General features: G+C 39.5%; 9 protein-coding genes. 7 read left to right on the forward strand and 2 right to left on the reverse strand.

Translation table 11 applies throughout. The annotated features are described in order from the left end of the window. Positions 1–6: 6 nt before the first annotated feature. Complete coding sequence (locus PMAN_RS18410; RefSeq protein WP_010556254.1) at positions 7–1212, reverse strand: aspartate aminotransferase family protein; 1206 nt, start codon at positions 1210–1212, stop codon at positions 7–9. 182 nt (positions 1213–1394) lie between these two features. Between PMAN_RS18410 and PMAN_RS18415 the strand changes: the two genes are divergently transcribed. Then, a complete protein-coding gene (locus tag PMAN_RS18415; RefSeq protein ID WP_006791771.1) occupies positions 1395–1823 on the forward strand; it encodes an Lrp/AsnC family transcriptional regulator in 429 nt (142 codons plus the stop codon). Between the two features lie 33 nt (positions 1824–1856). On the opposite strand, the gene PMAN_RS18420 is transcribed toward PMAN_RS18415, so the two are convergent. Beyond that, entirely contained in the window at positions 1857–2771 is a 915-nt protein-coding gene (locus PMAN_RS18420) for a hypothetical protein (protein ID WP_010556253.1), read from the reverse strand. Positions 2772–3159: 388 nt separating this feature from the next. Between PMAN_RS18420 and PMAN_RS18425 the strand changes: the two genes are divergently transcribed. From PMAN_RS18425 to glgC, 6 genes are read left to right on the forward strand one after another with little or no spacing between them, the layout of a single operon-like run. Continuing rightward, complete coding sequence (locus tag PMAN_RS18425) at positions 3160–3462, forward strand: isoamylase early set domain-containing protein (protein ID WP_010556252.1); 303 nt, start codon at positions 3160–3162, stop codon at positions 3460–3462. A 9-nt stretch (positions 3463–3471) separates the two neighbouring features. Continuing rightward, positions 3472–5463 carry a 4-alpha-glucanotransferase gene (gene malQ / locus PMAN_RS18430; RefSeq protein WP_010556251.1) on the forward strand — a complete coding sequence of 664 codons (1992 nt, stop codon included), beginning with the start codon at positions 3472–3474 and terminating at the stop codon, positions 5461–5463. After that, positions 5464–7701 (forward strand): 1,4-alpha-glucan branching protein GlgB, encoded by a 2238-nt coding sequence (gene glgB, locus PMAN_RS18435; protein WP_010556250.1) that lies wholly within the window; start codon positions 5464–5466, stop codon positions 7699–7701. After that, the gene (gene glgX, locus PMAN_RS18440; RefSeq protein ID WP_010556249.1) at positions 7694–9757 is read left to right on the forward strand and encodes a glycogen debranching protein GlgX; all 2064 of its coding nucleotides are present in this window, start codon (positions 7694–7696) and stop codon (positions 9755–9757) included. The genes glgB and glgX overlap by 8 nt, the downstream gene beginning before the upstream one ends. Next, the gene (locus PMAN_RS18445; protein ID WP_010556248.1) at positions 9750–12281 is read left to right on the forward strand and encodes a glycogen/starch/alpha-glucan phosphorylase; all 2532 of its coding nucleotides are present in this window, start codon (positions 9750–9752) and stop codon (positions 12279–12281) included. Before glgX ends, PMAN_RS18445 begins: the two co-directional genes overlap by 8 nt. Before the next feature lie 18 nt (positions 12282–12299). Beyond that, complete coding sequence (gene glgC, locus PMAN_RS18450; protein WP_010556247.1) at positions 12300–13601, forward strand: glucose-1-phosphate adenylyltransferase; 1302 nt, start codon at positions 12300–12302, stop codon at positions 13599–13601. Positions 13602–13631: the final 30 nt, after the last annotated feature.

A 13631-nucleotide genomic window follows, 5' to 3' on the forward strand; every position in this document is an offset into this window, starting at 1 on the left:
ATTAAATTAGCCGTTTACTACGTCGCTTACTGCTTTTTCAAAGCGTGCTAGGCCTTCTTTAATATCTTCAAATGGAATAACTAAAGAAGGGGTAAAACGAATGACATTCATGCCCGCAACAAGGTTCATTAAACCATTGTTAGCACTGGCAACTAAAAAGTCGCGTGCGCGGCCTTCAAATTTATCGTTTAATACCGCACCAATAAGTAAACCTTTACCACGTACTTCGCTAAATACGTTGTATTTTTCGTTTATAGCGTTTAAGCCATCGCGGAATAACTGTTCGCGCTCTTTAACGCCGTTCAGTACATCCGGTGTATTTACGGTATCAAAGGCAGCTTCTGCTACTGCACAGGCAAGTGGGTTGCCACCGTACGTAGAGCCGTGCGTACCTATTTTTAAATGCTCTGCAATAGCAGTGCGTGTGATCATAGCACCTATAGGAAAACCACCACCTAACGCTTTAGCGGTTGTTAAAATATCGGGTACTACCCCTAAGCCTTCGTAAGCGTATAAATCGCCAGTGCGGCCAACGCCTGTTTGTACTTCATCAAAAATTAGTAGTGCATTGTGTTTAGTACATAACTCGCGTACTTTTTTAGCAAATTCGTCGGTAGGTGAAATAATACCGCCTTCACCTTGAAGTGGCTCCATCATCACGGCACATGTTTTATCACTGATAAGTGATTCAAATGCTTCGATATTGTTGTAATCACAATGCATAATGTCGCCAGGTTTTGGGCCAAAGCCATCAGAGTAAGCAGCTTGTCCACCCACCGTTACAGTAAAAAATGTACGACCGTGAAAACCTTTGTTAAACGCTATAATTTGTGACTTTTCTTCGCCGTGTACGTCAAGTGCAAAACGACGAGCAAGCTTCAGAGCCGCTTCGTTAGCTTCTGCACCTGAGTTTGCAAAATACACTTTATCAGCAAATGTCGCTTCAACCATTTTTTGTGCTAAACGCAGGGCTGGCTCGTTAGTCATTACATTTGATAAGTGCCAAATTTTCTCACCTTGCTCTTTTAGCGCATTAACAAGCGCTGGGTGACAGTGGCCTAAACAATTAACGGCAATACCGCCTGCAAAATCAATAAACTCATTGTCATTTTGATCCCATACACGTGAGCCTTCGCCTCGCACTGGAATAACTGCCGACGGGTTGTAGTTTGGCACCATTACATCGTTAAATAAGTCTCTTGTTACTTGCATTATGTACACCTAAAAATTGTGAATATTGAATAAAGATTAGCAAAATAAAAACGTTAGCGTTTTCTCAGCTAGATAATTTTTGTTATTAGTGGTTATTATCGAAGGTTATAGGTTAAATTTGCAGTGCTATTTTGTGAAAATTGATTACAATAAAAGTCAAAATAACGAAATCAATAAGCAATATGATAACTCCACAAGATGAAAAGTTACTTTCTGTCCTTAAAACCAACGCCAGAGCGAGTATTTCTGACTTAGCTAGAATCCTTAATTTATCGCGTTCTACAGTGCAAAGTAGGATGCTTAAATTAGAAGAAACGGGTGTTATTAAAGGCTATAGCGTTGATTACGGCGATGCTTTTTTAAGTAAAATGGTATCGGCACATGTGTCAATAAAGGTGATTCAAAAGCTTACTACTAAGACGAATATTGAGCTAAAGCAAATAGATGCGATATCACAGCTTTATGCTATAAGTGGTGAGTTTGACTTAATTGCAGTTGTACAAGCACAAAACTTAGAAAAACTCAGCCATTTACTCGATGATATTGGTAATTTAGATGGTGTGGAACGCACAACTTCTTCGGTTATTTTAGAAACCAAGTTTAAACGTTGATGTACTTCCTATGTAAATTTATGTTTTATTGCACTATGGGAGAGCGCGTTTAACAACCACTTTTTTTGCTTTATCAAGTTTTATAAAGTAGGCATTACCACCAATTCCTTTAAACTCCTCGTCGGTGAATACAATTGTACTATCGTCATAAAAAGTGATGGCTTCTTTTTGCGTAACGATGCCTAAATCTATTTTAGACACATCACCAGAGAAAAACTGATCACCTTTAAAGTTCTCAAATAACCAAATACTGGTAGAGTCGAGTAGTACTAGTTTTTTACGATCTGGGCTTAACGCTGCAGAGGTTATCCAGCACAGTCTTTCCATTGTTGTACAGGTTTTAAAAGATCCTATTAATTGGGCTTCAAAGTTAGCAGCGTGGTCGCCTACTTTGTATAAATTTGTAATGCCATCAAAAGGTTCTGTGCGGTTTTTAGTGAATAAATAAAGGTGGCGACCCAAGGCTACAAACGCTTCTAGATCAAAATTACGATTACTTGGTTTTATTGGATTGCCATCCATTTCAGGATACGTAAACTTTATTATTTCGGCATGTGTTGTATCGGTTTTGATATCAATTGGATTCTCTATTTTATAAATAGTAAGCCAACGCCTATCATTTTTATTGTTGCCAAAATCACCTAAAAAGAAATGACCAAATTTATTTTGAGTCATGTCTTCCCAATCAATGTTTTTAGCATTAGATACTAAAATTTCTTGCGCAATCGACCCATCTTTATTTAAGCGGTAAAGCTTTGGATCGTCACCCCCATCATTAATTGCCCACAAGCGATCGCGCTTATCAAATTCAATGCCTGATATTTCTTTGAGTTTAGGGTCGAATGAAATTTCCTTTTTACTATATAAGGTGTAGATTGAGGAAATAATAAACACTGCGACAACTAAAAAAATGAATGTCGTAGTTAATAAAATGCTTTTTTTCAACATGAAATTTACGATATTTCAGAGCGTTAAATTGATGTGTATTATCACTGATGTGAATACGTAACAAAAGCAGTTTATTGAGTAAGCTCTCTCATTACTTCAAACCAAATCATCAGTGTAATTAAGATAAGTATTAAATGGTTAAAATCGCTCCAATTGGTTTGAAAATTGCTCTGTAATGTATATGCAATTCTTAATGTCTATATTTTACACTTTATGCACTAATAAAGTGCGATAAGTAAGATTGCCTGCACTGTAATAAAGCGTAAACAAAAGTTTGCTTTACTACGGTTAGCTTAAAGTTTGACTGAATACATTCCCACATCGCCAGCTTAAAAATAGGCCCTGTGGCAATAATTAAATACCTTTTACTGTTTAGTTGGAGCCTACTATGTTGCACAAACGATTTTTTAAAACAAAAGATGAAGCGGAAATCACCTTTGAATTTACTCACCCAGATGCGCAAGAGGTCTGCTTAATTGGCGAGTTTAACAGTTGGCAGCCCGTGCCAATGAAGCTTAATAAAAAACAAGGTGTGTTTAAATGCAAACAACGCCTTCCTCTTGATCAACAATACCACTTTCGTTATTTAATAAATGGCGAATTTTGGGATAACGATCATAAAGCAGACGCTTATGAGGCTAACAGTTTTGGAACTGAAAATAGTATTGTTAACACCCAACGTATTAATTAAGGCCTGTAAATGAACGAACTTTCGCAGTTGTTTTACTTACACGGTATTGGTTATGAGTTTACTAAATACACAGGCGAGCAGATATTTTTCAGTGAAGATACACGTAAGCGTGCCCTGCAATGTTATGGTGTTGATACCAACAACTATAACAAAATAGCTCAATTAAATTACAAGCTCGATGTAGAGCCTTGGATGCAGCTCTTGCCCAATGTAAGTTTAATTGAGCAAACAGACTTTTATTTAAAAGTGAAAATAGATGACAGACAACGTAGCCAAACTGCATCAGTAAGTGTTGAACAACTGGGAATAAAGTGTGAATTTACTAACCTTGATGATTTAATAATTACAGGTGAATACCACTTTAATGGCGTCCGTTATATTGAAATTGCACTGCCTTTACCTTCAATACCAATAGGGTATTACCACGCAGACATTACAGTAGGCGAACAGCACGCAAGTACTGAGATCTGGTCTGTGCCCGAGCGTGTTTTTCAAGTTGAAGATACAAAAAAAACGGGGTTGTCGGTTCAGTTATATACGCTTAAAAATAATGAAAGATTGGGAATTGGCGACTTTTCAGATTTACTCACGCTAGTTGACTTGTGCTGTGAGCAAAATATGGATTACATTTTGCTCAACCCTCTGCATTTGTTGTTTTGCGACATGCCTGAGCGTGCAAGCCCATACAGCCCTAATAGTCGTGCGTTACTGAACCCTTTATACATTTCTGTTGATTTGTGCGAAGACAGTAAAAACAATGCTGAATTAGCAAAAATTATGCAAAGTAATGAGGCGACCTCTCTTTTAAATAAAAGCGGACAGTTTATTAATTACGAGGATGTTAGTTGCGTTAAATATAAATTATTTAAAGCACTGTACAACCATTTTGAATTAACAGCCAGTAAGCTTCGTCGTGATGCATTCAATACTTTTTGCGATAAACATCAGCCCACCTTACAAACAATAGATTCACAAACCCCTCTTTTTGATTATTACCTACAGTGGCAAGCGCATCTTCAACTTGGTTTATGTCAAGAGCGGTGTATGAAAGGAGGTATGGCAATAGGTCTGATTAATGATTTAGCTGTTGGGTGCGCTGGCGATGGTGTTGAGTTCAAATCACAACAGTCATTATTCGCCGATAATGCCAGTGTGGGTGCACCGCCTGACCCTTGGGCTGAGGGCGGTCAAGATTGGGGGTTACCGGCTTTAAACCCGCAAAGTTTAGCACACAATAACTACTCATTTTACCGTTCGTTAATTCGTGAAAATATGCAGAATGTAGGCGGGCTAAGAATCGACCATGTTATGGCTATTCGCCGCTTGTGGTGGTGTTTTGAAAATAATGGTCAGCGTGATGGTTGCTATATTTATTACCCCTTTGAACATTTGCTGGCTATTTTGAAAATAGAGTCGCATATTAACCAAAGCATAGTTATTGGTGAAGATTTAGGCATTGTTCCTCCAGAAGTAAAGCATGCATTATCAAGTAGTGGTATTTTTACAAACAGTTTATTTTATTTTGAAAAGCAAAACGATGGTGATTTTTTACCGCTACACGAATTACCCTCTCAGTGTTTATTGATGATTGCAAATCACGATGTACCGCCCTTTACAGGCTGGTGGCAGCACGATGACATAGCTATAAAACAACAATATCACTTAATTGACGACGAACAATCAACGCAAATTACCAACCAGAGAATCGATGAAAAAACGCGATTGCTTCGTTTTATCAATGCTACAGCTAATCTTACATTAACAATACACAGCGATGCTAAGTCGGTTTACCGTGCGCTTTGCCAGTGTTTAGCCGGCTCAGATTCTCGATTGTTTGCACTACAAATAGATGATTTAGATGAACAGCAATATCCGGTGAATATTCCTGGTACAGACAAAGAATATCCAAATTGGCGACGTGTATTAACACATACATGTGAAGAAATTTTTGCTAACAACGCCACGCTTTTAGCTGCAATCGATTCAATAAGGAAGGGTTAAATGAGCAGTACAGCTTCAAATAGTTCGGCATTACGTAAATCTCAATGCGCTGACTACGATGCCCAAGTTAATGCACTTAACATAGGGCGATTTAAAGACCCATTTAGCTTTTTAGGTGCACATAAAGTAAGTGAATCAAATATAGAAGTGCGTGTATATTTACCTGGTGCTCAACATGTTTCTTTGTCAATTGACAATCAAATAGTCGAAACGCAAAGATATAAACACAGTGATTTATTTATAGCCCGTGTAAGTCATTTGCCTACCTCGCCTTATTTATGTACAGCTAAATATAGCGACACTTCGACTACGTTTTTTGATGAATATAGTTTTAACAGTGAGCTTGATACAGATGCCATGTACTTATTCAACGAGGGCAGTTTAGAGCATGCATACTTGCACTTTGGCGCGCACTTTACCAACCAGCAAGATGTAGATGGTGTTCGTTTTTGTTTGTGGGCACCTAATGCAGCCAGCGTTTCAATTATTGGTGAGTTTAATTTTTGGCAAGCGAATCGACATTTTATGCGTTTTCACCCTGCCAGTGGTGTATGGGAGTTATTTATTCCCGAGCTTAAAGCAGACATGTGCTACAAATTTGCCATTACAGCGCAAAGTGGTGAGGTAATAGAAAAAGCAGACCCTTACGCTTTTAAAATGCAACAGGCTCCAGGTACCGCGAGTGTTCTTCAATACAAACCAGAGGCAATAGCGTTAAGTGAACAAGCAATAAGCAATAGGCAAAAGCGTAATCATATAGACGCACCAATCAGTATCTATGAGGTGCATTTAGCGTCGTGGCAGCGAGGTGAAGGTAATCGGTATTTGAGTTACACCGAGCTTGCCGACAAACTCGTTAGTTACGCACTTGAGATGAACTTTACCCACTTGCAGCTTATGCCCATAAGTGAATACCCGTTTGACGGTTCATGGGGCTATCAGCCTGTTGGGCTGTTTGCTCCAACCAGTCGTTTTGGCGATTACAATAGCTTTAAATATTTTGTAGAGCAATGCCATAAATATAACGTAGGGATTTTACTTGATTGGGTTCCGGGACATTTCCCAAGTGATCCCCATGGTTTACACCGATTTGATGGTACGCACTTGTACGAACATGCCGATATGCGCCAAGGCTTTCATCCAGATTGGAATACTTATATTTATAATTATGACCGTCCAGAAGTTAAGAGCTTTTTGATTTCTAATGCAATGTATTGGCTTCATCAATTTGGCTTAGATGGTTTAAGAGTAGATGCCGTTGCGTCAATGTTGTACTTAGATTACAGCCGTAAAGAAGGTGAGTGGATACCTAATTGCTATGGCGGTCGCGAAAACCTTGGTGCAATTGAATGCCTCAAACAGGTTAATTTACGCAGTTATAAAAACAACCCTGGCATTATGATGGTGGCAGAAGAGTCGACTGCTTGGCCAGGTGTTACGCAGAGTGTTGAGCATAATGGCCTAGGCTTTGGCTATAAATGGAATATGGGGTGGATGAACGATAGCTTGTTGTATATGCAACGTGACCCACTTTATAAGCAACATCACCATCACGAAATCACGTTTTCGATGGTATATGCATTTAGTGAAAACTTTATTTTACCGCTGAGTCACGATGAAGTTGTTCATGGGAAAGGCGCGCTAATTGAAAAAATGCCGGGCGATGATTGGCAAAAATTCGCAAATTTACGTGCTTATTATGCATTTATGTGGGCACACCCAGGTAAAAAGTTGTTATTTATGGGGGGGGAAATAGCTCAACGTGCTGAGTGGGGGCATGATCATTCTATTGATTGGCATTTACTAGAACATGAAAGTCATAAAGGTATAAAGCAGACAGTAAAAACGTTAAATGAGGTTTATAAAAATCAACCCGCGCTGTATGAACTTGACTCAAGTGCCGCAGGATTTGATTGGATTGACAACAATAATAACGAGCAAAGCATTTTAAGCTTTGTACGTTACGCTAAAAATGCCCATAACTTTGTAGTTGTGATTGCCAACTTTACGCCTATGTCATATCAAGAATATACCTTAGGCGTTCCGAGCAAAGGCGTTTATAAAGTAATAATAAACACAGATGAAAGCGAATTTTTTGGCTCGGGTATTAAAGTATCGCAAAACCAATCAAATACTGTTGTCACTAACGACAATCCTCAACATGGTTTTAACCAAAGCATCACTATTGCTATGGGTGGCTTAACAACAATTTATTTGCAAAAGGTACAAGATGAGTAATCAATTTGAAGTAACTCACGGCCTTGTTGAGCCTCTTGGCTCGAGCTTGCATTTAAACGGTGTTAATTTTTCATTGTACGCGCCAAAAGCGACACAAGCGTATGTGTGTTTATTTGATAAAAGTGGCCACTCTGAAATACTAAAAGTGGCTATGAATATAAATGAAGGTGGTATTTGGAGTATTCATATTGCACCTCTCACCACTGGGGCACTTTATGGGTTTAGGGTTGAGGGCGAATATAACCCTGATACTGGCTCGCTATTTAATGAACATAAATTATTAATTGACCCTTACGCAAAAGATTTATTTGGTGAGTTTACATGGAGTGAACGCCATTATGGCCAAATGCCAATAGGCACCAAAAGTACCGTTAACAATGCCATTGATTTACCAAAATCAAAAGTGTCATCAATTGATTTTTATGAACATAATAAACCGAATCACAGATGGTCTAAAACAGTTATCTATGAGTGTCATGTAAAAGGGACTACGTGTCGTCATCCTCAAATACCTAAGGCACTGCAAGGCAAATTTTTAGGATTGAGCCACCCGCATTTTATTGACCATTTAAAAAGTTTTGGTGTAACAGCAATAGAGCTACTCCCTGTGCATGCTTTCATTAGCGAGCAATTTTTAACAGGCAAAGGCCTACAAAATTATTGGGGATACAACACGCTTAACTTTTTCACTCCTCACAAAGACTATTTGGTAAACGACGATATTAACGAATTTAAACAGATGGTTAAGGAGCTTCATGCTGCAGATATTGAAGTTATTTTAGATGTTGTTTACAACCATACAGCTGAAGCGGGTAATGATGGCCCCATATTGTCGTTGCGCGGCTTAGACAACCTTGCTTATTACCGCACAGCAGAAGCACAACCCAATGTATACATAAACGATACGGGGTGTGGTAACACCATTAATATAGATCACCCAAAAACCTTGCAGCTCGTACTCGATAGCCTGCGATATTGGGTTGAAGTAATGGGTGTCGATGGTTTTAGATTTGATTTAGCAACAATACTGGGCCGCTCAAAGGCTGGGTTTAGTTCAGCGCATACGTTTTTACAAACTATTGCTCAAGACCCTGTTTTAAATAAGGTAAAGTTAATTAGTGAGCCATGGGATATTGGCCCTGGTGGGTATCAACTCGGGGCTTTTCCTCCACCTTGGCGAGAGTGGAATGACCAATACCGAGATGTAATTCGTCGTTTTTGGAAAGGCGATGAAGGGATTATAGCCAACGTAGCTAAACGCTTACATGGCTCGTTTGATATATTTGAGCATAGCCAACGAGGCCCACTCAATAGCATAAACTTTATAACCAGCCATGACGGATTTACCCTTGCTGATTTAGTGAGTTACGAGCATAAACACAATGAAGCAAATGGCGAGCAAAACAGAGATGGCCACAGTGCTAATTACTCATTTAATTGCGGGGTAGAAGGCTTTAGCAATGATGAGAAAATAGCCGCATTAAGATTACAACAACAAAAAAACTTTTTACTCACATTAATCCTTTCTAAAGGTGTGCCTATGATTGCTGCAGGCAGCGAAATGGCACATTCTCAAGGGGGTAATAACAATGCTTATTGTCAAAATAATCGCACGAGTTGGCTTGCATGGAAAGACTCACAGCTGAATCATTCTTTAACGCGTTTTATAGACGATGCCCTTAAAATTAGACGTGCACATAGTGCGTTTAAACACAGTGTATTTTTAGACGATATAGACGAGCGCTTTACTGTTAAATGGTTTACCGAAACAGGTGACACTATGACAGATTCGCATTGGCATGAGAATTCGCGTCAATTTTTAATGTATAGCTTGCTTGATAAGCAGAATAAACACGCATTACTTATTGTATTCAACGCTAATAAAAAATCAGTCAGTTGTCAGTTGCCTCCATCACCTATTAATGCGCAGTGGCAAATGGTTTTATCAAGTGTAAATAATGCATCTTTAACAACTCACCAAGATGCACCCGTTGAAATTTCTGCACAAAGTAGTTGGGTTTTTAGTGCTAACTTAGAGGACGTAGCTAATGGCTAAGCAAGTTGAACAAGTATGTGTTGTAAAGGGGTGGCAAGAAGGCCCAGTAATAGACGAAAGTACCTTAAAAGATGATTTAACGCGCCATTTTTATTACACCCTAGGGCGAGACAAAGTTGGAGAGTCGCAGCTGTATTTGTACCATGCATTAGCATTGACGATTCGCGATCGTTTAGTGGCACGGTGTCGAGAAACGAATAAAAAAATCAAACAGCAAAAAAGCAGAAAAACCAGTTACCTTTCACTTGAGTTTTTAATGGGGCGTGCTCTGGGAAATGCGGTATTAAATCTTGATTTAGAGGATCAAGTGTCATCGGCACTACAAGAATATTGTACCGAAATTGAAACAGTTGAAGACGCAGAGCACGATGCAGGCCTTGGTAATGGTGGCTTAGGACGCTTAGCTGCGTGTTTTTTAGATAGTTGTGCAAGTTTAGCTTTACCCGTTGTGGGTTACGGCATTAGATACGAATACGGAATGTTCAACCAATCAATTAATGATGGTAATCAAATAGAGCAACCCGATAATTGGCTTCGTGAGGGTCACCCTTGGGAGCTAAGTGCTCCCGAGCATTCTAAGCGCATTAAGTTCGGTGGTTATGTAAATAGTTATACTGATAAACAAGGTAGGGAACACCGCCAGTGGGTTAGTAGCCATGACGTGTTAGCTGTGCCTTACGATGTGCCCATTCCTGGTTATAAAAACAATATTGTAAACACGCTACGCTTATGGAAATCAGAAGCGACCGACGAATTTAACCTAACTGAATTTAACGCGGGTAGTTATTCAGAAGCCGTTGCACAAAAAAACTTAGCCGAACAAATCACTATGGTACTTTACCCTAACGACAGCAGTGAAAATGGTAAAGAGCTACGACTACGCCAACAATACTTTTTATCATCAGCGAGTATTCAAGACATTGTTGATCAGTGGGTGAGTGACCATGGTGAAAGCTTTACTGATTTTGCCGATTACCATGTTTTTCAATTAAACGATACTCATCCAAGTATTGCAGTGGCAGAGCTTATGCGAGTGTTAGTTGATGATTACGAGCTCGACTGGGATGATGCATGGCAAATAACAACTAAAACAATGGCCTACACAAACCATACATTATTGCCTGAGGCGTTAGAGAAATGGTCAGTTTCATTATTTTCAAAATTGTTACCCCGTATTTTAGAAATAGTATTTGAGATAAACGCACGTTTTCTAGCTGAAGTTGCACAGCATTGGCCTGGTGATGTTGATAAACAGCGAGAGCTATCGCTAATAGAGGAAGGTGGCGAACCGCAAATTCGCATGGCTTATTTAGCCATTGTAGGCAGCTATTCAGTTAATGGTGTTGCTGCACTGCACACAGAGCTATTAAAAGCGGGTTTATTTAAAGAGTTTTATACACTTTGGCCTAACAAGTTTAATAACAAAACCAATGGGGTTACCCCTCGCCGTTGGCTTGCCCATTGTAACCCTACATTGAGTGAATTGATTAGTGAGAAAATAGGCACCGATTGGGTACGTGACTTTGCTCAAATAAACCAGCTACGTCGTTTTTATGATGACACATCATTTCAAGCACAGTGGCAAAAAGCCAAAGTAACAAACAAACAACGTTTAGTTGATTTAGTGAAAGAGCGCTGTGGTGTAGAGTTTGATGTATCCATGATGTTTGATGTACAAGTTAAACGGATTCATGAATACAAGCGTCAGTTACTAAATATACTCCATGTTATCCATTTATATGACCGCATTCGTCGTGGTGATACACAAGGATTAGTGCCACGTTGTGTTTTACTCGGTGGTAAGGCTGCGCCGGGTTACTACATGGCTAAAAAAATAATTAAGCTAATAAATAATGTGGCAGATGTGATCAATAAAGATCCCCTCGCGTCGTCGTATTTACGTGTGGCTTTTTTACCTAATTACAATGTGACAGCCATGGAAGTTATTTGTCCAGCTACTGATTTGTCTGAGCAAGTTTCAACTGCCGGTAAAGAAGCTTCAGGCACCGGTAATATGAAGTTCATGATGAATGGTGCATTAACTATTGGCACGTTAGATGGCGCCAATATCGAAATTAGAGATGCCGTTGGTGCCGATAATTTCTTCTTATTTGGTGCAGAGGCACATCAGATTGATGACATTAAATCGCGTTATAACCCCGCACATTTAATCGAACAAAATAGCGACTTAGCCAATGTTATGCACTTGCTAGAAAGCGGGCACTTTAATTTATTTGAACCTTGCCTATTTGACGATGTAATTAATGCAATTAAGAGCCCAAACGATCCATGGCTTGTTGCACACGATTTCGAAAGCTACGTATCTGCACAAAAGCAAGTAGATAAAGCCTATGCTGATCAAGCTTATTGGACGCAAATGAGTATTTTAAATACCGCTGCCAGTGGCATATTTTCAAGTGATAGGACCATAAGCCAATACAGTGACGACATTTGGCATTTAACCCCACTCAATACTAGTGACACTGACTCAACGACAACTACCAGTAAAGCCACTAAAAGTTAGATAAATGGAGAGAATAGTATGCCTAATTATGCAAATCGCTACATAAGTAGCCTAACTAGAGAAACGTATGCGTTAATACTGGCTGGTGGTCGTGGTTCTCGCCTGCACGAATTGACCGACTGGCGTGCAAAGCCAGCCGTTTACTTTGGTGGTAAACACAGAATTATTGATTTTCCTTTGTCTAACTGTATCAACTCGGGTGTTAGGCGTGTGGGTATAGCAACACAATATAAATCTCACTCACTTATTCGCCACGTAAACCGAGCTTGGGGGCACTTTAAAAAGGAATTAGGTGAATCGGTTGAAATATTACCTGCATCACAACGCCATGGTGATGAATGGTATTGCGGCACCGCCGATGCTGTTTTTCAAAATATGGATATTATTCGTCATGAGTTACCTAAATATGTAATGATTTTATCAGGCGACCACGTTTATCGTATGGATTACGGTGCATTGCTTGCTGAGCATGTTCAAAAAGGGGCTGATATGACCGTGTGTTGTATTGAAGTACCTGTTGAAGAAGCTGCAGATACCTTTGGTGTAATGACAGTAGATGAAGATAGCCGTGTTTGTCGTTTTGATGAAAAGCCAGCTATGCCAAGCTCAGTGCCAGGCAAGCCGGGTACATGTTTAGCATCCATGGGTAACTACATATTTAATACTGAGTTCTTATTTGAGCAACTAAAGAAAGATGCTGAAAATGAAGGGTCAGGACGTGATTTTGGGCATGACATAATCCCCGCTATTATTGAAGAGCATAACGTTTTTGCATTCCCATTTAGAGACCCTCAACAGGAAGGTCAGCCATATTGGCGCGATGTAGGAACACTCGACTCATTTTGGGAGGCTAACATGGAGCTTGTTATGCCTGAGCCTCAACTTGATCTGTACGACCCAGCGTGGCCAATTTGGACATACCAAGAGCAATTACCCCCAGCTAAATTTATATTTGATGATGACGACAGGCGAGGAATGGCCCTTGACTCTACAGTTTCGGGAGGGTGTATTATTTCGGGTTCGGCAGTAAGAAAATCATTGTTATTTTCTAACGTGCATGTGCGCTCGTTTTGTGAAATTGAACAATCGGTTATTTTACCGGGTGCTATTATTAACCGCGGTTGTAAAATTAAACGTGCAATAATAGACAGAAGTTGTGAAATACCTGCAGGGCTTGAAATAGGTTTTGACCGCAAAACAGATGAAGAAAATGGTTTTAGGGTATCAAAAAAAGGCATTGTACTTGTTACCCGCGACATGCTTAGTGAACTTGCTAAAAAGTTAGAGCGTCAAACACAAGAAAATAAGAAACTAGCTTAATACAGAGTTAGGCAAAACAAGCTTGCCCTA

This window comes from Pseudoalteromonas marina, assembly GCF_000238335.3.
In the GTDB taxonomy this organism is placed as follows: Bacteria; Pseudomonadota; Gammaproteobacteria; order Enterobacterales; family Alteromonadaceae; genus Pseudoalteromonas; species Pseudoalteromonas marina.